Annotated in this window: 17 protein-coding genes and 4 tRNA genes; 19 read left to right on the forward strand and 2 right to left on the reverse strand. The window is 47.6% G+C overall.

What is annotated here, in order from left to right; genetic code table 11:
* Window positions 1–5: 5 nt before the first annotated feature.
* From MWL85_RS00990 to MWL85_RS01025, 8 genes are all read left to right on the forward strand, one after another.
* Window positions 6–1,592 (forward strand): RagB/SusD family nutrient uptake outer membrane protein, encoded by a 1,587-nt coding sequence (locus MWL85_RS00990; RefSeq protein WP_244401039.1) that lies wholly within the window; start codon window positions 6–8, stop codon window positions 1,590–1,592.
* A gap of 64 nt (window positions 1,593–1,656) precedes the next feature.
* Window positions 1,657–2,508, forward strand: a complete 852-nt coding sequence (locus MWL85_RS00995; protein WP_244401041.1) for a hypothetical protein — start codon at window positions 1,657–1,659, stop codon at window positions 2,506–2,508.
* A gap of 276 nt (window positions 2,509–2,784) precedes the next feature.
* A complete protein-coding gene (locus MWL85_RS01000; protein WP_155799431.1) occupies window positions 2,785–3,156 on the forward strand; it encodes an FtsL-like putative cell division protein in 372 nt (123 codons plus the stop codon).
* Window positions 3,156–5,339 carry a PASTA domain-containing penicillin-binding protein gene (locus MWL85_RS01005; protein WP_244401043.1) on the forward strand — a complete coding sequence of 728 codons (2,184 nt, stop codon included), beginning with the start codon at window positions 3,156–3,158 and terminating at the stop codon, window positions 5,337–5,339. The genes MWL85_RS01000 and MWL85_RS01005 overlap by 1 nt, the downstream gene beginning before the upstream one ends.
* 3 nt (window positions 5,340–5,342) lie before the next feature.
* The gene (locus MWL85_RS01010; RefSeq protein ID WP_244401045.1) at window positions 5,343–6,818 is read left to right on the forward strand and encodes a UDP-N-acetylmuramoyl-L-alanyl-D-glutamate--2,6-diaminopimelate ligase; all 1,476 of its coding nucleotides are present in this window, start codon (window positions 5,343–5,345) and stop codon (window positions 6,816–6,818) included.
* Window positions 6,818–8,080 (forward strand): phospho-N-acetylmuramoyl-pentapeptide-transferase, encoded by a 1,263-nt coding sequence (mraY, locus tag MWL85_RS01015; RefSeq protein ID WP_244401047.1) that lies wholly within the window; start codon window positions 6,818–6,820, stop codon window positions 8,078–8,080. Before MWL85_RS01010 ends, mraY begins: the two co-directional genes overlap by 1 nt.
* 12 nt (window positions 8,081–8,092) lie before the next feature.
* Window positions 8,093–9,439: a UDP-N-acetylmuramoyl-L-alanine--D-glutamate ligase gene (murD, locus tag MWL85_RS01020; RefSeq protein WP_244401049.1), complete on the forward strand. Its 1,347-nt coding sequence runs from the start codon at window positions 8,093–8,095 to the stop codon at window positions 9,437–9,439.
* An 88-nt stretch (window positions 9,440–9,527) separates the two neighbouring features.
* Window positions 9,528–9,734 carry a winged helix-turn-helix domain-containing protein gene (locus tag MWL85_RS01025; protein ID WP_317221526.1) on the forward strand — a complete coding sequence of 69 codons (207 nt, stop codon included), beginning with the start codon at window positions 9,528–9,530 and terminating at the stop codon, window positions 9,732–9,734.
* A 609-nt stretch (window positions 9,735–10,343) separates the two neighbouring features.
* On the opposite strand, the gene MWL85_RS01030 is transcribed toward MWL85_RS01025, so the two are convergent.
* A tRNA-Asp gene (locus tag MWL85_RS01030) sits at window positions 10,344–10,417 on the reverse strand.
* Window positions 10,418–10,514: 97 nt separating this feature from the next.
* Entirely contained in the window at window positions 10,515–11,594 is a 1,080-nt protein-coding gene (locus MWL85_RS01035) for a DUF4253 domain-containing protein (protein ID WP_244401051.1), read from the reverse strand.
* Window positions 11,595–11,712: 118 nt separating this feature from the next.
* Between MWL85_RS01035 and MWL85_RS01040 the strand changes: the two genes are divergently transcribed.
* The 11 genes from MWL85_RS01040 to MWL85_RS01090 all read left to right on the forward strand — a co-directional run bounded on the left by MWL85_RS01040 (window position 11,713) and on the right by MWL85_RS01090 (window position 22,737).
* Window positions 11,713–12,159 (forward strand): radical SAM-associated putative lipoprotein, encoded by a 447-nt coding sequence (locus MWL85_RS01040; RefSeq protein WP_244401052.1) that lies wholly within the window; start codon window positions 11,713–11,715, stop codon window positions 12,157–12,159.
* A complete protein-coding gene (locus tag MWL85_RS01045; RefSeq protein WP_244401054.1) occupies window positions 12,156–12,413 on the forward strand; it encodes a hypothetical protein in 258 nt (85 codons plus the stop codon). Before MWL85_RS01040 ends, MWL85_RS01045 begins: the two co-directional genes overlap by 4 nt.
* Complete coding sequence (locus MWL85_RS01050) at window positions 12,413–13,525, forward strand: TIGR04133 family radical SAM/SPASM protein (RefSeq protein ID WP_244401056.1); 1,113 nt, start codon at window positions 12,413–12,415, stop codon at window positions 13,523–13,525. The genes MWL85_RS01045 and MWL85_RS01050 overlap by 1 nt, the downstream gene beginning before the upstream one ends.
* Window positions 13,526–14,232: 707 nt before the next feature.
* The gene (gene mgtE / locus MWL85_RS01055; RefSeq protein WP_244401057.1) at window positions 14,233–15,579 is read left to right on the forward strand and encodes a magnesium transporter; all 1,347 of its coding nucleotides are present in this window, start codon (window positions 14,233–14,235) and stop codon (window positions 15,577–15,579) included.
* 135 nt (window positions 15,580–15,714) lie between these two features.
* Window positions 15,715–15,798 (forward strand) — tRNA-Leu (locus MWL85_RS01060).
* Window positions 15,799–15,824: 26 nt separating this feature from the next.
* Window positions 15,825–15,910: transfer RNA gene (locus tag MWL85_RS01065), tRNA-Leu, on the forward strand.
* A 333-nt stretch (window positions 15,911–16,243) separates the two neighbouring features.
* Window positions 16,244–16,315, forward strand: a tRNA-Met gene (locus MWL85_RS01070).
* 169 nt (window positions 16,316–16,484) lie between these two features.
* Window positions 16,485–17,765: a phosphopyruvate hydratase gene (eno, locus tag MWL85_RS01075; RefSeq protein ID WP_244401059.1), complete on the forward strand. Its 1,281-nt coding sequence runs from the start codon at window positions 16,485–16,487 to the stop codon at window positions 17,763–17,765.
* A 425-nt stretch (window positions 17,766–18,190) separates the two neighbouring features.
* The gene (locus tag MWL85_RS01080) at window positions 18,191–19,006 is read left to right on the forward strand and encodes a GLPGLI family protein (RefSeq protein ID WP_244401061.1); all 816 of its coding nucleotides are present in this window, start codon (window positions 18,191–18,193) and stop codon (window positions 19,004–19,006) included.
* Window positions 19,007–19,290: 284 nt separating this feature from the next.
* Window positions 19,291–20,106 carry a GLPGLI family protein gene (locus MWL85_RS01085; protein WP_244401063.1) on the forward strand — a complete coding sequence of 272 codons (816 nt, stop codon included), beginning with the start codon at window positions 19,291–19,293 and terminating at the stop codon, window positions 20,104–20,106.
* Window positions 20,107–20,130: 24 nt separating this feature from the next.
* Window positions 20,131–22,737 carry a hypothetical protein gene (locus MWL85_RS01090; protein ID WP_244401065.1) on the forward strand — a complete coding sequence of 869 codons (2,607 nt, stop codon included), beginning with the start codon at window positions 20,131–20,133 and terminating at the stop codon, window positions 22,735–22,737.
* The last annotated feature ends 3 nt before the right edge of the window (window positions 22,738–22,740 follow it).

The raw sequence follows: 22,740 nt of genomic DNA on the forward strand, positions 1-22,740 counted from the left end.
AACCTATGAAACGAATAGCACACTATATATTGATCATTGCCATTACACTATCGACCCTTGGGATCGTCACTATGACTTCCTGTAGTGGCTTTCTCAACGAACGTTCAAATGACTTAGCCTACATTCACACAGCAGATGATCTAGACGAGTTACTTATCGGCTCTTGCTACCTATCCGTAGCACCCACCACGCCACGAAAATATGAGAGCTATTACTTCTCATACCTTCAATATATGGCCGATGAGACTGAGGAGTTGATTGGCAATACCCGCTATAATCCAGAAGCGAATATTCGTCCTCGTGTATTTGGATATTACACGTGGCAACAGCATGTGGGTGATGCTTTTGATGGTCTTAAAAGCTACAAGGAGAGCATCGATTGGCTAAGAGTATACAATCATATCCTCACCCTTAATATTGTATTAGATGAAGCCGAACGAATTGACACTCCCACAGTGGCAGACCAAAATCGTATCAAGCGAATAAAAGCTGAAGCACACTTTCTGCGTGCTGCCTATTATTTTCAATTGGTCAACCTCTATGCTCTGCCCTATGCTCCAGAAAATCTAGATAAGCCAGGTGTGCCCCTCAAGGAATCACACTTCATCGAAAAAAAGAAGTTTACACGTGCCACCATTTCTGAAGTATATGCCCTAGTATCCAACGATCTAAGCTTGGCTATAAAGGAGATTGAAGGGCAACAGACACGCTCCCTATATCGAATATCAGAGGCAGGAGTACTACTCTTTGCTTCACGAGTAGCACTTTATATGCAAGAGTGGCAGAGAGCTGAAGAGTATGCCTCAAAAGCATTGAGCCTACATCCCACTCTTTGCAACCTCAATGCTTTGGGAGTGGATAGCTACTTCTTTTCGGTTGATAACCCCGAGCTAATTTTTAGCATGGGGGGAGGGTTAGTGTGCGCAGAGATGGGTAGTAGCTCACCCATTGGAGGCTTCTCTGTCTCAAAAGAATTATATCAACTATACAATAAGGACGACCTACGTGGCACCCGCTTTATCGAACGTATCAAAGTCAAAGGAGCACAGCCAAATGGCTACCAGCTAAGGGCATGTAAGACAACGCCAAAACTTATGGGAAAGAGCGAGGTGTCCGATGTATTTGTGCTTCGTAGTGCAGAGATATATCTCAATCTAGCAGAAGCTTTGGCAATGCAAGGCAAAAGTGCAGAGGCTGTGCGATTTCTTAAACAACTACACCAAAATCGCTACAAGGTTGGAGTGGCATTACCCGATATTGACACCTCCCCAAAAGGATTAATAAACGAAATCCGCAAAGAAAGACGAATGGAACTCTGCTTTGAGAGTCAACGATGGTTTGATATTCGCCGTTACCGCGTTCAATCTCAATCCCCAGAGAAGATAGAGCTGACCCACACCTACACTATATACAAAAAAGAGGGCAGAAATAGCTTCCCTGATATCACTTACTTCTATACACTTCCGGCTAACGAAGATGAGGGATATGTATTACCCCTACCTCGCGAAGAACGTACTTTCAATGATATTATTCAAGAGAATCCACGCATTGAGCGCAAACCAACTAAAATAATTCAACATGAGACCAAATAGTTATTCACACATCGCCATTTTCCTGTTACTTGCGTTATCAGTAGCTTGCTGCAACAAAGAACACATGATGGTTGAGATTGCTCCTGAGATAAATCTCTTTGCTCCTGATGATACTGACCACTCGCCAGAAGCGACACTTCGACGTTCATTTTACGAGCAAACCGGAGCCTACTTGCTCTTCAACGACACGCTCAAACGTGAAGGTCGCAGTCGTGTGCTCAGCATCCCTTACAACGTCACGATAACAGGAAGTGACTACTACGAGGCACAACTCTATCGTCTAAAGTATTTGACTACAATAGGTCAGCGAACTGAGGCTGCGAACTTCATCCAAAACAATGTAGCAAAGTATATCAGCAAAAAGGCTATGCCTTACTCAGTATTATTAGTGGATACGATTATTGCCTACCCATATGATAGAGTATTAAAGACTTACAATATGGAGAAGCCCAACAGAAAGCAAGTCACAGTCTTTGGAATGCAGACGCTAGCTATAGCACACCTAATCGACATTGGCACAAAAAACCAAGAAGAGCAACAGAAATTAGCACGAACCATTCTAAATAATATGGTTAATGAAATGATGAGTCACACGCCAGAGAAATCCTTAGCCCCTTTCTATGCCATCAGTGCAGCTTATTACGACAAATCATTTTCGAAAGAAGAGGGCAATCTACCAAACGTCAAAGATATGCGTGAATTAGGATTTATCAAGTGCTATCGCTTCAAACCTGATTACATGTCTTTTTATCCAGCTGAGAGAGACTTAAAAACCTTCCTTAAAGTATTACTAGACATGCCAGAAGCTGAATGGCGAAGTAAAAACAAGGAGTTTCCTTTAGTCATTCAAAAGTTTGAGCTCCTCAATCAGATCATAGAAAAGAGAGGAATAAGCCTAGCATACTTGAATATGTAATGACTATCGCACAAAGCTAATCACCGTCGTATAACAGTTTCTCCAATGGGTGTAGGCACGACGGAGGGCGTCCCAGTAGCTACGTTGCTGGAGGGGTTGTCCGTCGAGTGCTATGGTCTCCTTTGCCAGAAGGTAGTGCTCAGAGGGCTTAGTGACCGGCTCTCCTTTTTGGTTTTTCGGCTCTGTATCTATTTGTTTTTGTGGGGGTGGGTTATCAAAAAATTGGTAAGTTTGTGGTTGAATAGAGTGGCTATCACGGAGAGCAGTTTTTTGGGAATGGAAGTAGATAAAGAGGAGTACACACCTCAGCAAGGTGGGGTAGAGGATCGCAAAGCTTTTGTCAATAAGTTTTGGGACTTTGTGGAGGGGCATATCTTGGAGCGTGCCTTCAATGGTCGTATGATCGCATGGATTGTGGCGATTGCCCTCTATGCGGTGGTCCAGGTGGCGTACAACTACTCTGCGATGCGTAAGATCCGTATGATCTCCACGAATAATACCACGCTACAGGACCTCCGGATGGAGCATATCACCCTCTCTACTGAGCTGATGAATGATAGCCGTATCACTAGTATTGAAGAGAGGGTGGAGGCGGCAGGGCTATCGATCTGCACGCCCACCACAGCACCTATAGAGATTGAGAAGTAATGACGGGCGAGGATCTACGAGAGAAGTCGCGGCAACGCAATAGCTTACAGCGGACAAAGCGAATCCACAAGGGGTGGGAGCTCTACATGAAGTTTGGACTCGTCCTCCTTTTGCTAGGGGTGGTGGTACTAGTAAAAGTAGTCATTACCTCTACCGTGCAGGCGAAGCAGTGGGAGGCACTGGTTCGCTATGCTGGGAAGTCGCGGAGTGCCATTGACCCCCTTCGGGGCAATATCTACAGTGACCAAGATGTGCCGGTAGCGATTACGGTGCCAAGGTACGAGGTAGCTCTTGACATGGGAAGTGACTCCTTTGATGGAGAGTTTTTTGAAGCTGGAGTGCAAGAACTCTCCGAGGGACTTGCAGAGGTAGTTGGGGGGCAGTCGGCTGCTAGCTACAAGCAGGGGCTTTTGCGAGCTCGCCAGAAGCGCTCGAAGTACTACCGTCTATTTGGTTCGCGTGAGCTCTCCTATACCGAGCTTCAGGCACTGTTGGAGCTCCCCTTCTTCAAGGGTCGTTCCAGGTATCGCTCGGGCTTGATCACCACGAAGTATATCCGCAGGGAGCACCCCTATGGCAATCTTGCCTTCCGTACCATTGGGCGAATCATGAATGAGCCCGACTCCTTGGGTATGACGCACGGCAATAGCGGGTTGGAGATGAGGTTTGACTCCCTCCTCTGTGGCAAAGCAGGAGTGAATCGCTGGGTGCGGGTGCCCCCACGGTGGGAGCCAGTGGAGGAGGTGCCTGCCACCAATGGAATGGACGTCTATACCACGCTCAATGTGGATATTCAGGATATCGCCGAGAAGGCACTTCGTCGTAAGTTGGTGGAGGTGGATGCCGATTGGGGCTGTGTGGTGGTGATGGAAGTGGCTACTGGAGCGGTGAAAGCTCTAGCCAATCTGGATCGTATGGGCGAGGGAAACTATATGGAGCGAACCAATCATGCTCTAGCCGACCTGATTGAGCCCGGCTCTACTTTCAAAGCGATCTCCATGCTGGGGGTACTGGATCGAAAGGGAGTGAACCCACAGGATACCGTGGATGTGGGGAATGGTCTCTACACCATCGGCCGAGGGCTTACAATCCGTGACCACAATGCTCATAAAGGGGGATATGGCAAGATTACCTACAATGAGGCGATCTACTTCTCCTCCAACGTAGGAGTGGCAAAGGCGGTTCTGAAGACCTACGGCGACGACCGTCAGGGCTATTTGGATGAATTGAATAAGATGACAATCTTTGACCAGATTGACTTTGAGATCCCAGGCACTGCCCGCCCACGCTTCCAGCAAGATGTAGAGAAGTGGTCCAATAGTACGATGCCGTGGAGCTCTTATGGCTATGAGATATTAATGCCACCAATCTACACGCTTCGCTTCTACAATGCCGTGGCAAATGGGGGTAAGATGATGGAGCCCTACCTAGTTCGCGAGGTAAGTAGCGGTGATAAGATTGGTTACAAGCGAGAGCCAAGAGTGGTTAATAAACAGATCGCCTCCTCTAAGGCGATTGAGGAGCTTCAATTGATGCTCCGTGGTGTAGTGACGGAGGGTACCGGAACAGCTATGAACTCTCCCTATGTCTCTATTTCGGGTAAGACAGGTACGGCTCAACGACTTGGTGGAGGTGCCTTTAAGGGGGCAGGTCACAATGTAACCTTCTGTGGCTACTTCCCAAGTGAGCGACCACTCTATAGCTGTATTGTAGTGGTGAGCCGTCCGAGAGGCGTTTACCCTTCGGGTTCTATCCCAGGGGCAGTGCTTCGTGAAATTGCGGAGAAGACCATCGCCACTTCCTACACCCAGTCGCTTGGTGAGGTGCTTCCCGATTCTTTAGCCACCTTTGGCCAAAGGGTGCTGGGCGGTACCACCGAAGGGGTGAAGCATGCGATTAAGTATACAGGAGCAAAGGTAGATCAATTACATAGCAGTGGGACGGAGTGGCTATCGCACCAAGGGGGGGATAGCCTACAGATACTAAGTGCACTCAAACCAGAGGTGGGCACGATGCCCGACCTTATGGGGATGAGTGTGATGGATGCCCTCTACCTTGCCGAAAAAATGGGGCTAGATGTTCGGCTCAATGGACAAGGAGGAGTGGTAAAACAGCAATCAATCCATAAGGGAGGAAGGACAAAGCAAGGACAGTTATTAATATTGACGCTACGCAACGAGTAGAGTATGAAACTAGATAGATTGATGAAAGGAATCGCCCACGATGTAGTGTCGGGCGAACTAGATAAGGAGATTCGGCAGATTACGGCCGACTCAAGAGTGGTGGAGGAAGGCATGCTCTTTGTGGCACTCCGTGGAACGGTCACGGATGGTCACGACTTTATCGATATGGCTATTGAGAAGGGAGCCACCGCTATCCTATGTGAGGAGGTGCCTCAAGAGCGAAAGGAAGGGATCACTTACCTCCGTGTGGAGCATACCGATGTGGTGATCGGTGAGGTGGCTGCCAACTTTTACGACCACCCTTCCCGTAAACTCAAGTTGGTAGGGGTGACAGGGACCAATGGTAAGACAACTATTGCGACACTCCTTTACCGCCTATTCTCCCACTTGGGTCATAAGAGTGGTTTGGTATCAACGGTCTGTGTGATTGTGGATGGGGAGGAGATTCCGAGTAAGCTCACCACCCCTGATGCGCTCACCCTTCAGCGATATCTCTGGCAGATGGTAGAGGCAGGCTGCGAGTATGCCTTTATGGAGGTCTCTTCGCACGCCGTGCATCAGCACCGTATCGGAGGCACCTATTTCAGGGGAGGTATCTTTACCAACCTCACTAGAGACCACCTTGATTATCACGGTACCTTCCTCAATTACCTCCACGCAAAGCAAGGCTTCTTCGATGGACTGCCCAAAGAGGCTTTTGCCCTCACCAACTTCGATGAAACCAATGGTATGGTGATGGTGCAAAATAGCGTGGCAGAAGTGCATACCTACGCTATCAAGCGTGATGCCGACTTTAAGGGAAAGATACTCGAGCAACACCTAGATGGTACCGATATGCTTTTTAATAGCCACGAGGTCTATACACGCCTAGTAGGGAGCTTCAATGCCTACAATATGTTGGCGATATTTGGGGCAGCTATTTTGCTCGGACAGCCTGAGGAGGAGGTGCTGAGAGAGATGAGTCGGCTCACCCCAGTGGATGGTCGCTTTCAGACCGTCACAGCACCCAAGGGGTATGTGGCTGTGGTTGATTATGCCCATACGCCCGATGCTCTCGCCAATGTGCTGGGGACGATTCAGGAGCTACAAAAGCACCACGGCGGTCGTATCATCTCAGTGGTTGGTGCGGGAGGTAATAGAGATGCTGGCAAGCGGCCCATTATGGCCGCTACCACAGCCAAACTCTCAGATATCGTAATCCTCACTTCGGATAACCCTCGTCGCGAAGATCCCGAGCAGATCATCGACCAGATGATGGAGGGGCTCGATGAGGAGATGAAGCGACGTACGCTCAGGATCACTAGCAGAAGAGATGCGATCCGCACCGCCTGTACTATGGCGATGCCTAGCGATGTGATTCTCATTGCCGGTAAGGGCCACGAGACCTATCAGGAGGTGAATGGCGTTCGCCACCACTTTAGTGATATCGAGGAGGTAGAGAAGATCATCGAAGGGGAGAAAGGAGGAGCTACTCACTGATGCTTTACTACCTATTTGAGTCGCTCAATGCACAAGGTGTCCCAGGAATGGGTGCCTTTACTTATATCTCTACTCGCGCGGCCCTTGCCCTTATCGTTAGTCTACTGATCAGCACATTGATCGGAAGTAAGATCATCGATTGGTTACGGAGTAAGCAGATGTCGGATGCCATTCGTCCCCTTGATATTGAGGGGCAGATGGCAAAGGTTGGGACCCCCACTATGGGTGGTATCATCATCATCATTGCCATTATTATCCCCACACTGCTTTTCAATAAACTCAATAATCTCTACATCATCTTGATGCTAGTCACCACAGTATGGCTGGGAGCTCTTGGCTTTGCCGATGACTATGTGAAGGTGTTTAAGAAGAATAAAGAGGGCATCCACGGTCGCTACAAGCTTATTGCTCAGCTAGGGCTAGGGGTGTTGGTGGCTCTGGTACTGATGACTAGTCCAGCGGTGGTGATTAAGGAAAACGTAGCCACCGAGACGGTCAATAAGGAGCTAGTGGTGAAGCACTCCGGAGTGGAGACAAAAAGCACCAAGACCACGATTCCCTTTGTGAAGAATAACAACCTAGACTATAGCGACCTAGCCAAGAATCTTGGACTGAAGCAGAATGCCAAACTCTTTACCCTGATACTCGTGACGCTCATCTTTGTATTCATCGTGATGGGCGTCTCCAATGCAGCCAACCTCACCGATGGACTAGATGGTCTAGCCGCTGGCTCCTCGGCGATTATCGGCGTGGCGCTCGGAATATTCGCCTACGTGAGTTCGCACATAGAGATGGCGAGCTACCTCAATATTATGTTTATCCCTGGAGCGGAGGAGCTGGTGGTCTATGCTGCTTCATTTATCGGTGCCACCGTTGGCTTCCTTTGGTACAATTCCTACCCCGCACAGGTCTTTATGGGCGATACTGGTAGCCTTACCCTCGGCGGAATTATAGCAGTATATGCGATTATCATTCGTAAGGAGTTGCTCCTTCCTATCCTTTGTGGAGTATTTATGGTAGAGGCGCTTTCGGTGATTATCCAAACCGCTTACTTTAAGTACACAAAGCGAAAGACTGGTACCGGCCGAAGGGTATTCAAGATGAGCCCACTGCACCACCATTTCCAGAAACCAGCTGGAGTGATCGACGCAGTGATCCAAAAGCCTACTCGACCTATTGCTGAGGCAAAGATTACGGTTCGTTTTTGGTTGATCGGGATTCTCCTTGCAGTGCTCACCATTGTGACGCTCAAACTTAGATAAGTCATCATTATTATGAAGTGCAATTTACTTGTTTTGGGTGCTGGAGAGAGTGGCGTGAGTGCTGCCCTTTTGGCACAAGAAAAGGGGTATCGACCCTTTGTGTCGGACTCAGGTACCATTCGCCCAGAGATGAAAGCGGTGTTGACAAAGGCGGCAGTTCCCTATGAGGAGGGCGGGCATCAACTCCCCTATCTGAAGGATACAGAAGAGGTGATTAAGAGCCCTGGTATTCCCGATAGTGCTGAGGTGGTTCGCCGTTGTGAAGCACTTGGGTTACCGATCCTCTCGGAGATTGAGTTTGCTGCTCGTTACACTACCCCCAAGCAGTTAATCTCTATCACTGGTAGCAATGGCAAAACCACCACTACTACGCTGATTGACCTTGCCCTACGTGCTGCAGGAGTGCAGAGTGTAGCGTGTGGCAATATCGGAGATTCCTTGGCTCGGGAGGTGATGGAGGGGGGTGCCGACGTATATACTATGGAGCTGAGTAGCTTTCAGCTAGATCATATGTACCGCACCCATAGCCATATTGCCCTTTTACTTAATATCACACCCGACCACCTCGATAGGTACGATCACCATTTGATCAATTATGCTCGTGCCAAGTGGAGAGTGTTTCAAAATCAAGGAGCAGGTGACTATGCCATCATCAATGCAGATGACCCGCATATTGCAGAGCTTCAGCAAGAGGCTCCTTTGCAGGCAGAGTTTGTCAAGACCTTTTCTACCCGCAATCCCAAAGCTTCTGCCTACTTTGATGGTCAATTAATTCACTTCAAGGGGGGTGTCACTTACGACTACACCCAGTTCCTCCTCAAGGGTCAGCACAATGCCGAGAATATTATGGCAGTGGGGCTAGCACTTCAGGCATATGGCGTGGATATTGATCGGCAGGAGGTTCGGAAATGCCTATCCACTTTCGGAGGTGTTCGCCACCGCACTCAGCTGGTTGGTACGTGGCATGGAGTTACCTTTATCAATGACTCCAAAGGTACCAACCTCGATGCTACAGCCCACGCTCTTGGTGCGATGCCCGATGCCAAGACGGTACTTCTACTCGGAGGTACCGATAAGGGTAACGACTATTCGCTTATTTTCGACCTGGTAAAGTCAAAGGCGAAGGCACTTATTTTTCTTACCCTAGATACCGATAAATTGCATCGTAGTTTTGATTGCCTCGCACTTCCCACCACCGTGGCACATAGTATGGCGGAGGCTTTTGAGCAGATAACAGCACTGGATTTGTCTGAGGGCGATGTGGTCTTGCTCTCTCCTGCATGTGCCAGTTTTGACCTGTTCAAGAACTATGAAGATCGAGGCGATCAATTTATTGATGCCTTTGAAGCTTTATCATAATGGCACCCTTTATTTTGCTATTTTGCTGATAATAGGTACATTTGCAACGAAAGAGGTAGGTAATTAATGCTAATTTATAGGAGGAAAGATGATGATTGAACAGATTGGAACCAATGCAGGGCTCGTATGGCATGCCCTGAGTGATAGTAAGAAGCCATTGACCGTAAAGGAGATCCAAAAGAAAGCTGGGATACGCACCCAAGATGAAGTGCGCTTTGCACTCGGTTGGCTAGCCAAGGAAGGCAAGGTTGCCTTCGACGGTAGCGACAAAGATTGCAAAATCTCTCTCCGCTAAGCTTTAGGAGTTTACTGGATATCGTGAGAGCCGATACTAGGCACCCTCTTCATTAGGGTACCTAGTATCGGCTCTCTGTTTTTACTCAAAGGGGCAAAAAACACTCACGTGCAAGAGAACCGAGAGTGAATTGAGACTGTTGCACGAAGTGCCATTCTCACACATTTGACGCAAATGTGCTGAGACTTTGAACGAAGGATGATATGCAAGGCCTGAGGATGAGGGCAAGGTGCACGCAGGGCACCAAGGCCCTAACGGGCTGAAGGGAGCGTACTAACGTACGTGACCGAAGCCGAATTCCGAAAGCAACTTTATGTACCTTGGCATCCTTACGGAAGCCTAGGCGTAGCAGATCGCCTTCGTGCAACAGTCTCGAATTGCGAAAGTATCGGAGTCAGCTAGTCTTTGTGCAATGAGAAATGGGAGTGAAACTGCGAGTGAGACTTGATGAAAGTTGAGTTGCAACAAAGCAAATGCTTAGTTGCAACTCGTCATTTGCTTAGTTGCATCTAAACTTTTGCTTAGTTGCAACTCAGTTTTTGCCCCTAGAATAAGATAAAAAGAAAAAGGTGCTAAAGCGTTGAGATCAACACTTTAACACCTAATCTGCGGTATGGACGGGACTCGAACCCGCGACCCCCTGCGTGACAGGCAGGTATTCTAACCAGCTGAACTACCACACCGTGCTTTAGCCGTTGTTGTTATGGCTTTGCTCGGCAAAGATAGCAAGGATTTTTCAATCCACCAAATATTGCCACGAAAAAGTATTTATTTTGTCGCCTAATCCCACCAGCAGTACCAGATATGCGACTTGTGTAGGTGCGATGCTAGGGAGGGTAGATTGGTCTCTACAGTGTCTTGGGCGTAGGCAAATAGATTCTTGGCTAGGGAGGTAGTGTCTCCCATAGGGGGGTAGGGGGTGTAGTACAGAACGGAGTCACTAGCGATCTTAATCACCACTGCCCCATACGATTCGTACCAATATCGGGCAATCTGAGCGTGCTCCTCTGCCGTGGGGCATTCGTTCCAACCGCCATAAGAAAGATAAGTAAATACCTGCCAAGGCTCTTTTATCGGCATCTCTACTAAGATTGGTGTGCTGAAAAAAGTGAATTCTTTTGGGCAATCAGATTCAAATACCTCGCCATCTACCAGTTCTTTCCACGCATTAGCGCCCTCCTCCCCATCCGTCAGGTAGCTCTCTTTGAGCTCCTCAAACCTGCGCTGGAGTATCTGTTGCCCATTATTTTCAGTGGAGTTGAGTAGCTTCGTCCGCCACTGCTGGAGCTTCACCTCGTCGTACCACTCAGAGAGCTCATCCAGGTAGTCAAAGAAGTCACCATATATCGACTCCAGTAGCACTGGGTAGTAGCCACTCACTTTCCAATTTTTGTATTTCTCCAGCCAGAGGTTCTTAACCTCCTCTTCAGTTAAATTAGGTTCCAGCTGAGATACCTTGCAATCCTTAAGAAGTGTCTTGATCCTCTCAAAAAACTTCTCTTGCGATTCCTGTTCAACAGCATAGTCCGTTTGATTTTTTCGTGCGATCTTTAAACCTTTCGCAGAGGTATAGTAATTCCATCCTGCTAGAGCAAAGAAAACTAGCGTGGAGTAGATCTGCTGGTGATTCATTAGCCGTAAGATGATGAGCAACATAACTAATATCGTGATTATGGCCCAAACGATCATCTGTCTACGCAGAATACGGCTTGCCGTTTCCCAATCATTGGCTTTGATGCTCTCCTGAAGCTTTTGCCCCAGTTGATTAGAGGCCTTCTTTTTGCGTTGGTGGAGAAAGGAGGCGATGAAGATAACCACTGCTACTATCGCAACATACAGGAAAAATTGAGTCCAGTCCATTTCAAATAAATCTATTATGTAATCACAAAGATAATAAGAGGTTACGATATTTGGTGAAGCGACGAAATATTTCTATCTTGCTGAAAAATCAAGAGCTACTTAAAGTGGATATTAAGTTATGAAGAAAGTGGTTGTATCATTACGGGCTTTACTCTCTGCTGGAGCCACCGCATTGCTGGGGGCTTTAGGCTTTTCGAGCTGTGCCGAGAATATCAATAATGGCATGGCAGAGTATGGCACGCCTACCGTACAGTATAAGCTCAAGCTAAAGGTGACCGACCAAGCAGATCAGCCTATCCCGGGACTTTCACTTAAAGCTATTGGTCAGAGCAAGACAAGTGATGCGGAAGGAAAAGCATTGATAGAGGGGCGGGATACTGGATTTTACAAAGACCACGAAATTGTGGTAGAGGTGAAAGATATTGATGGCGATGCCAATGGCGTAGTGAAGGATCAGGTGAAGCACATCGCCATATCCAAGAGCGACTTTACCAGTCATCAAACTAAACGGTGGCTGAATGGCACTGTGGAGAAGGAGATCAATCTAAAAGTGGAGCGAAAATGAAAAGAAAGTATCGCCAAGTGAGGGTAAAGCTGGCCGCAGGCACATTGATACTGCTCGGTGGACTAGGTGTGGCAGGTTGTAAGACTAGCCAAAAAGTAGAGCCCACTCCTAGAGAGCGGGCGAGGGAGGCGTTGCGGCTCGACTCTATTCCCGACAGTTATCCCGAAGCTGTGGCGATGTATGGCACTCCCTACCGAGAGTTTCAAGAGCAAAAACAAGTACCTACTCAACCAAAGAAAAAGAAGGATAAGTGATGTCGCTTCTCTTTCCACAAAAACAACCCTCGCTTGAGCCGACTCTGAAGCAAAGACTCGCTCTCAATGCCCATCGGGTACTTCGAGACGAAGCGATCAGAGAGCATCAGATGACCACTCTCTTTTGGGAGTGTACTCTGCGGTGCAACCTCCATTGTGCCCATTGTGGTAGTGATTGTAGGGTAGAGAGTGGGGTGGAGGAGCTGAGTGTGGAGGAGTTTCTCGGGGTGATTGACCGACTTACCCCGCACATTGATCCGCACAAACTCTTGGTGATCTTTACTGGTGGCGAAGCACTGGTGCGTAGAGATATAGAGGAGGCAGGGCTGGCACTCTACCATCGTGGTTATCCATGGGGGATTGTGACGAATGGTATGCTCCTTGACGAGAAGCGACTTGAGAGCCTTCAGCGGGCGGGTATCCATACTGCTACGGTTAGTCTGGATGGCTTTGAAGAGGTGCACAATAAGATGCGGGGGCACCCCCAGAGCTATGCAAGAGCTTGGCGTGCTATCCAATTGCTTTCCGAGGCAGAGGATATTGTATGGGACGTGGTTACTTGTGTTCATCCTTTGAATTATGATTCACTCCCTGCCCTACGCCAACAATTGATTGATCAAGGGGTAAAGCGGTGGCGGCTATTCTCCATATTCCCAGTGGGGCGTGCCGCTGAAAACTCTCAACTACAGCTCTCCGACCGGCAGTATTTCGACCTGATGAACTTTATCTGCGAGACCAATGAGCAGGGCAAACTACTTGCACAATATGGTTGCGAAGGGTACCTTGGTCGCTTTGAGGGGCGAGTGCGGGAGCAGTTTTATATGTGTCGTGCTGGGGTGAACATTGCCTCGATCCTCTGCGACGGCTCTATCAGTGCGTGTCCTAGTATCCGTTTCGATTACAAGCAAGGAAATATCCATCACGACGACCTTTGGGAGGTATGGCAAAATCGGTTCGAGCAATACCGTGACCGTAGTTGGGCAAAACGAGGACCCTGTGCCACCTGCAAAAGCTGGAAGAACTGTCTCGGTAATGGGATGCACCTCCGTGATGATAATGGCGACCTCTTGGTTTGCCACCTCGACCGCCTCAAGGCTGGCGCTCACCGCTAGCAAAGGCGTACAATAGTTATTGTGTGCTCTTAGGTGCTGTGCGACATTGTGTTGCTTCTGAGTGAGCATCTGAGGTTATGCATTAGAAAAGTCTGTGTGGCATTCATTGGAGTATTATTGGGGTAAGGACCTCGGCAGAGGTCCGTGTTAAATAGGCACAGGTCGGAGGAACGTAGTCCCAAACGACCTGTGTGTAAGAGCATATTCCCTACCTTTATGACCCCGGCTGAGGGGTCAGATCTAGATAAGAGACTGTTGCACGAAGGCGATCTGCGGCGTTGCTTTCGGGATTCGGGCTCGGTCACGTACGTGAGTACGCTCCCAGCACCCTCAGCGCCTTGCATCTCATCCTTCGTTCAAAGTCTCAGCACATTTGATTCAAATGTACGAGAATGGCACTTCGTGCAACATTCTCGATAAGGTTGTCCGACCCCTCAGCCGGGGTCGTAAGGGCGTTTTGCACATCGTTATACACAGGTCTTTGGCACTGCGTGCCTTGACCTGTGCCTATTTAACACGGACCCCTCAGCCGGGGTCCTCCCCTATAGACTCACCTATGAATACCCTACGGCAAGACCTTCCTAATGCGTAACACCTAGAGTATATCTTTTGAGATTCGGATTATTTTGAATATATTGCTTTGACTGCTTAGCATGGTAGGTGCCGAGCCGGTATTTACCTTGTAGGGGGAGTCCATTTAATTATTTATGAGAGAGGAAGAAGGTATGATCCAACAACTTAAGGAGTGGCTGAGAGAAGGAGATTTTGCGAAGGTGCGAACGGAGTTGGAGCCTTTGAGGAGTGCCGATATCGCCGATTGTATGCTGGAGATGGAGCCGAAAGAGGTGCTGCTGGTTTTTAGTATTCTTCCCAAGGAACTATCGGCTGAGGTCTTTTCTCACTTTTCGGCAAGTGAGAAAAAGCATTTGGTGGAGGCTTTTACGGATGAGGAGACGCTCGACCTTCTCCTACACATGCAGATGGATGACCGAGTGGACCTTTTGGAGGAGTTGCCAGCTAATCTAGTGAATCGCCTTCTGAGCCTCACCGAGCCATCGCTTCGCCAGGAGATCAATAAGTATCTTGGATATGATGAGGAGAGTGCTGGTGGGGTGATGACCTCCGAGTTTGTAGCTATCCGTAAGGATCTCACTATTACGGAGGCTTTGGAGACTTTTCGGACGTCGAGCTATGCACGTGTGAGTAGCAATGAGCTATTCGTGACGGATGAGTGCTGGACGCTAGAGGGGGTGGTCTCCCTCAAGACACTACTCCTTTCTCCTACGGAGGCGAAGGTGGCTGAGGTGATGGACGGTCATTATGTATCTACTACGACTAGTACAGATCAGGAGGCGGTGGCTAAGCTATTTATGAAGTATGACCTCCGAGCGATGCCGGTGACAGATAATGATCAGCGACTGGTGGGGGTGATTACAGTGGATGATGTAATGGATGTAGTGGTGCAGGAGCAGACGGAAGACATGCAGAAGATGGCTGCTATGACACCTTCGGAGCTGCCTTATCTGGAGCAAAATATCTGGAGCCTTTCGAAGCACCGGATAGGCTGGCTGATGATATTGATGGTGACTGCAACGATTACTGGCGGAATCATAAGTAGTTATGAGGATGTATTAAGTCAGACCGTGGCTCTTGCGATCTTTATACCTATGCTGATGGATACTGGTGGTAACGCTGGTGCCCAGTCTTCTACTCTTTTGATCCGAAGTATTGCCCTAGGACAAGTGGAGTTTAAGGATTTCTTCAAGGTGCTTTGGAAAGAGCTCCGTGTGGGACTTCTCTGCGGCTTGGTGCTAGCACTGCTCAATACCATCCGAATCCTTATGATTAGTGATGCCCCTTTGGCAGTAGCCATTGTGGTCAATATCAGCATCGTTGCCACAGTAGTCTTTTCTAAGGTTCTGGGTGGCATTCTGCCTATCCTCTCCGATAAGGTGGGGCTAGACCCTGCGATGATGACTGGCCCGCTCATCACCACAGTAGTAGATACCTGTGCATTATTGATTTACTTCGCACTTGCGAGCCTATTGTTGTAGCGATTTCTGCATTGAGACTATTTAAGTATTCAAGTGGCTATAATAGAGATGGCGGATTTTCTAGCGAAACTATTTGTCTATTTCCATTATTTGTGTATCTTTGCCAACGCAATCCAAGCAATGCTCTCTACAAATGCCCAAGTGGCGGAATTGGTAGACGCGCTAGTTTCAGGTACTAGTGTCAGCAATGACGTGCAGGTTCGAGTCCTGTCTTGGGCACTAGTGATGATTGCATCGATATACAGGCGCAGGTGGCGGAATTGGTAGACGCGCTACTTTGAGGGGGTAGTATCGGTTTAACGATGTGTGAGTTCGAGTCTCATTCTGCGCACGATTTTTGTTTTTGCTATAATTTTTGTGGCTTTGGGAGTAATTCCAAAGCCATTTTTTTTGCCATACTTATGCTATCTCTGTTGCTTTTTTGAGACTGTTGCACGAAGGCGATCTGCTTCGTTGCTTTCGGGATTCGGGCTCGGTCACGTACGCTAGTACGCTCCCAGCGCCCTCACCCTCAGCGCCTTGCATCTCATCCTTCGTTCAAAGTCTCAGCACATTTGATTCAAATGTGCGAGAATGGCACTTCGTGCAACATTCTCTTTTTAGAAGGAAAAGGGGCAAGGATTTGTTAGTGTCGAAAATTAATACTACCTTTGCATTTAGAAATCGCGGGGTGGAGCAGTGGTAGCTCGTTGGGCTCATAACCCAAAGGTCATAGGTTCGATCCCTATCCCCGCAACTAATTGAAAAGAGGCTAGCTTCATAAGAAGTTAGCCTCTTTTATTTTTGTAAGGGATTAATTCTATATTTTTCACTTCCTTAATCAGCGAATAGGGAATTATTTATGTATCTTTGTGGGTGAAAAGTAAGTAAGAAGGTTTATAAACTTATTAGGTAAAAAAGAGATTATGGAGATTATCAGTATTCATGGACGAGAGATTCTTGACTCTCGCGGAAATCCCACGGTTGAAGTAGACGTAGCACTTGCATGTGGTGCCTTTGGTAGGGCAGCTGTGCCAAGTGGAGCTTCTACAGGCGAGCACGAGGCATTGGAGCTTCGTGATGGTGATAAGTCACGCTACCTTGGTAAGGGGGTGACAAAGGCTGTGGAGAATATCAATAATATTATTGCACCTGCTTTGATTGGTGCCGATGCAAGCAATCAGCGTTTGATCGATAAGATGATGATTGATCTTGATGGTACTCCTACTAAGAGCAAGCTGGGTGCTAATGCGATCCTAGGCGTGTCACTAGCTGTGGCTAAGGCTGCTGCCGATGCACTTTGTATGCCACTTTATCGCTATATCGGTGGTACCAATGCACACATTTTGCCAGTCCCAATGATGAATATCATCAATGGTGGTAGCCACTCTGATGCCCCTATCGCATTCCAGGAGTTTATGATTCGCCCTATCGGAGCTACCAATATGAAGGAGGCAGTTCGTATGGGTGCGGAGATTTTCCATGAGCTTAAGACGGTACTTCACGATCGTGGACTTAGCTCTGCAGTAGGAGATGAGGGTGGTTTTGCCCCTGCTTTGGATGGTACTGAGGATGCTTTGGGTTGTATCCTTAAGGCTATTGATCTTGCAGGCTACAAGGCTGGTGAACAGGTGACTATTGCTCTTGACTGTGCTTCGAGCGAGTTCTATGAGGATGGTATCTACAACTACGCTAAGTTTGAGGGATCAAATGGTGCTAAGCGTAATCGTGAGGAGCAGGTTGCTTATCTTGTAGAGCTAATCAATAAGTTCCCAATCGATTCTATTGAGGATGGTATGAGCGAGAATGATTGGGAGGGCTGGAAGCTACTTACCGAGGCTATTGGCGACAAGTGCCAGTTGGTGGGTGACGACCTCTTCGTGACCAATGTGGACTTCCTCCGCCGTGGTATCGCTGAGGGGTGTGGCAATTCTATCCTCATCAAGGTAAATCAGATCGGTACCCTTACTGAGACACTTGATGCTATTGATATGGCACACCGCCATGGCTATACTAGCGTTACGAGCCACCGCTCTGGTGAGACTGAGGATGCCACTATTGCTGATATCGCTGTGGCAACCAACTCTGGTCAGATCAAGACTGGTTCTATGAGCCGTTCCGATCGTATGGCTAAGTACAACCAGCTGCTCCGTATTGAGGAGGAGCTTGGTGAGGTAGCACAGTTCGGTTACCAGCGTATTAGGTAAGCTGATAAATATATTACATATAAGTAAATGGGCTAGATCATCATCGGATGGTCTAGCCCATTTCATTTACTATGTCTTTGATATCTATCGGATTAGTTTGGTAATGATGCTCTTTTAATGTATATTTGGAGAGTTAAATGATACTATGATTTTCATGTTGGTAAAGGGCTGGTGGTAGTTCTATCTTCTGTGACAGTTTTCTGCTTTTCATTATTTGCATTTGCAGATGATGTGTCTACTACAACGCAACTAGCTTTTGTTGAGCAAGAAGTTTTGGCGGGGAGTGCTCAAGGAGATGATGTTCAAATGCATTGTGCATGGACCTCTTGTGCCGGCACCTATTGCGATGATACACTTGCTGACCAAGAGTTCCTCGTTGAGTATATGGAGGCTTTTGATCAATGTTACGACTAAGTTGTAATTCTATGAAGCTAAACACATTTTTCATCCTGATGTTGCTTTTATTTGTTGCTCAACCAATTAGTGGGCAATCAGTTCGAGCTATGTACGAAGGAGAAGAGGTGAACTTGTATGATGGAGAGGTCACGCGCGACCTCTTCATTCTACAGATTTCACGTGAGGGATTAAGCTCCTTTCAAAGTTATTTCACCCTACAGCGAGACTCCATCAGAGATGCTTGCGTACAGCAGGGGATAAGTACCCAAGAGACGGTGGCGAGAATGCGGTCGATACCACCAGGGACAAAGTGTAGGCTTTATTACAATCCTAGAGAAAATAAGTATACCGAAATGGATTATGGTCTCTATTACTTTAAGGCAACAGAAATTGCCAGCAAGTTGGATGTCGTATTTGAAGACTCTACAAAGGTGGTTTTAGGCTTTCATTCTGAAATGGCAAAAGCTCACTATTATGGAAGAGATTGGGTTATTTTCTATACGACAGAGATCTCGTTGCCTTATGGACCTTGGAAAATAAATGGTTTGCCTGGTGTGGTTACTGAAGCCTACTCAACTGATGGCGCGTATAGATTTCAATTAAAGGGATTTGAGGTGTCTGAAAAAGAGATTGATATCACCATCCCAACAATGATGCTCAACCAAGCTGTTATAGAAGTTAGTAGTAAAGAACTTGCGTGGATTCGTAAGCAAGCGGCTTGTATGGACTTAAGACCAATCATAAAGAAGTATTCAAAGAACTTTGATATGAGTGGAATGTATCACGATAAGATTGATCAAAGGTATCGCGAATTATCCAAGCGATACCAATATATAGAGCAATAACTTCTATGCTGAGACAATGGTGTCTTGAGGTAGCAATAAAAAGGACGTAATGAAAATATCATTAAGAGACAAATGGCGATTAATTAGACTTCCTTGTTGAGTCTTTAGTCTGCCAAAAGTCGGGAAACCAAAAAACAATCAATAAGCACCCGACCAAAGCAATAAAACCTAAGCCTGCGGAATTGAGGATATTGGATTGGGTTGGTGGCGATGCTTTTTTTAATGTATATTTGGAGAAGTTAAATGATACTATGATTTTCATGTTGATAAAGGCCTGATGACAAATGAAAGTACGGATATTATATTTTGCTCTGCTCTTGTGTGCCACCGCACTACCACTCTCAGCTCAGTCCTATTTTGCTTTATATGAAGGGAAGGAGGTCAATCTATATGATGGAGAGGTGTCGGAGGATCTCTTTGTCTTGCAGATTGCTCCAAATGGTGATAGTTCATTTAGGAGTTATTGTCAGGTAAAGAGGGATTCAGTAATGTATGCTGGGCTGGCAGAGGGTTTAAGAGGTTATGATCTAGTCAAAAAGATGAAGGTGTTTCCTCGTGGCGTCAAAGATCAACTCTATTACAATTCTAAGCTGCAGGAGTATACTGAGCTGGTCTATGGGGTCACTTTCTTTAAGACGGTGGAGAAGGCACCAAATATCAGTTATCAATTTGGTGATGACACTCAAGTGATTTGTGGATATCCCTCCGAGGTGGCTACCGCTACACTCTATGGTCGAGAGTGGAAAGTCTATTATACCAATGAGGTACCTATTCCTTATGGACCGTGGAAGCTTATTGGGTTGCCAGGGTTGGTTACTCAGGCACGCAGCCTTGATGGTGCTTACTCTTTCAAGCTTGTCGGTTTTGAGAAAAGTGGGCAGCCTTTGGAGGTGGTAGTCCCTCAAGTATTGCTTAGCAACCCTGTTGTGGAGGTTAGTAAGGATGAGCTTTTGTGGATACGTAGGCAAATGGAGTGCGGTGACAGTGGTCCTGTATTTAGGAAGTATAGCAAAGGCTATAATGATAGTGGAGTGTACCACGATAAAGTAGCTAGGCGTTTCCGCAATCTATCAAGGCGTTATCAGCACATTGAGAAATAGGTGAGGTGTTTGAGGGTTAGCAAGATGAGACGGCTCTTTATACTTGTATTAGTGCTACTGGCACTCTCTGGTCCAGCTCTCTGGGCACAGACGGAGCTAAGGGGCATTGTGGTGCAAAGTGACAATGGCTCGAGAGTAAGTGGTGCTATGCTGTTTCTTATTGATGCTGAGACCAAGCAGTCGCTAGCTACTTCACAGAGCGATGATGATGGGAAGTTCCTTTTTAATTGTCGTACTTCGCTAAAGGAGGGTCAGTCGCTTATCGTGAGAGGGTCTCTCCTCGGATATAAGGCTTATAAGGAGGCACATTATTTCCATAAGGGGCAGGAGCTGAAGATTGTGATGGAGGCCACTTCGTATCAACTTAAGGAGGTGAAAATCCATGCATCGGCCATTAGGGAGGAGGGAGATACTATTATCTATCGCACCTCTGCCTTTGCCCAAAAGCAGGATATGACGCTCTCGCAAGTGATTGAGCGTATGCCTGGGCTCGAGGTGGTAGGAGGTGGGCAGATTCGATTTGAAGGCAAGGCGATCAATAAGTTTTATATTGAGCAAATGGATCTCCTTGGGCGTCGGTATAGCATTGCTAGTAATAGCCTTCGCCCCGATGATGTCGCAGCGGTGGAGGTGTATCGCCATCACGAGCCTATCCGTATGCTCTCTGAGCACTCTTTATCGGATAGGGCGGCACTCAATATCCGGCTGACGGAGCGTGCGAAGGGGCGTTGGCTGGCGTGGCTTTCGGCGGGCGTTGGGGCGGCTCCTTTTCTCTACGACTTGAATGCTCGTGCGATGAGGTTTAATGCCACGACGCAAGGAATCTATCTCGCCAAAGCCAATGATACGGGTAAGGATATGTCGGCAGAGCTCAGGGAGCAGGAGCTCTCTATGAGGCGCAAGCTTTCCTTTTCGCTTAGCCAGTTTGCATCGCTAGACTTCTACCAGAGTATGGGCGAGGTGATTAAGGATTCACCTGTGGGGAAGCGGGCTAGGGTCAACCACTCCTATGCGTTGTCCGGCAATCAATTGGTCAAGCTTGGTCAGCATCAATTCCTTCGGCTGAGTGCTACCTACCTAGATGAGCAACTTGCTTCCTCTCGGGGTGAGACGATTGAGTATACAATGCCCAATGGCGAGGTGAAGCACCTTTCGAGCGATCAGCAGTATCAGTTGCACGAACGCAGTATGGTGCTAAGTGGGGAGTACGAGCATAATGGTGATCGCTCTTTCTTCTTGAATAAGAGTAAAATAGAGCACCAGTCTAAGAGGAGTATCGACCTTCTTCGGCAAGATATGAAGGATTATAGCCAGGAGCTATCGCTCCCCTATCTCAGGGTGGAGAATAGTACGGAGTGGCTCTTCAGGGTAGGGGGCACTCTGGTGAAGCTAGATAATGTGGCTAAGTATCTCTCTCGCCATCACTTTATGGAGATCTCTCTACCACTCTCGCAATCGGTTGCCAGTCAACTCTTTGATAATAGTTTGATGCTGGGGATCAACTGGCGGTGGGGTGCTCATCAACTCGATAATAATTTCCAATGGGATATACAGCACCACCGTATTGGTGTGGAGAGTAGTTGGCTATCCAATCGAGATACCTCTCCTTCAGACTACCTCTCAAGTAGCCTTACTTGGCGACCTGAATACAATTGGAAAGACCACGGGTGGCACGTTAAGCTACAATTGCCAATTAGTTACTTCTATTTTCGCTACCCCGAGAGTCGGGAAGGCTTTGTGAAGTCGGATCCCTTGATCTCTGTGAGTAAGTTTTGGGATAATAACTTCAAGGTCAATGGCTCTTACCAGCTCATTCATAATATAGTGGGTGCTGCCAAGCAGTTTCCAGGGCTTAAGCTGAGGGACTCACGGCAGCTCTCTGAGCAGTTGCCTCGACCCTATCAGGGCTATGGGCACTTTGCTAGGTTGGGGCTCTCCTACACAGTACCTATGACGGGCACTTCTATTATCGGAGGCGTGCACTTTTCGGAAAACCAACGACGCTACACTTCATCAACGGGGCTGAAAGAGGGCTATATCATTTACAAGCAAATTGAGAAGCCTTCTACCTCAAGTCGGGTGGGTGGCAACTTACGACTCTCTCAAACCTTTTGGAAGGCCAATTTGGATGTGGCGTTGCAGGGGTCGTTTGATCGCACTTGGTCGGAACTCTATCTGCAACAGCAGATGTTGGAACTCCTCTCTGATAATTATGTGGGGCGCTTGGAGATGCATTACCGTCCGATCCCCGATCTTTCCATTGATTACGAAGGGTCACTGATTGGTAGTGTGGCAAAGGAGCATAGTGGTCGATTGGAGCATCTGCCGAAGTTGCTTCAGCAACGACACAAAGGAAGCCTTCTATTTTGGTTGGCAGAGAACTGGTCTGCTACGCTCTCTGCTGAGTATCACCATACGTCGGAGCGGAATAGTAAATCTTATGCTGAAGCGACCTTTTTGGACTTCGGGCTAAAGTATGATACCAAGAGGTTTGGTGCGGAGCTCAACCTCTCCAATATTACCAATCAGAAAGCCTACGAGGTAATCACTATCAAGGAGCCACACACCTTCCGAGCGGTAACAGCATTGAGGCCTTTTGAGGTGCTATTAAGAGTCAAATTCTCATTGTAATGA

The organism is Porphyromonas somerae, assembly GCF_022845615.1.
Classification (GTDB): domain Bacteria; phylum Bacteroidota; class Bacteroidia; order Bacteroidales; family Porphyromonadaceae; genus Porphyromonas_A; species Porphyromonas_A somerae.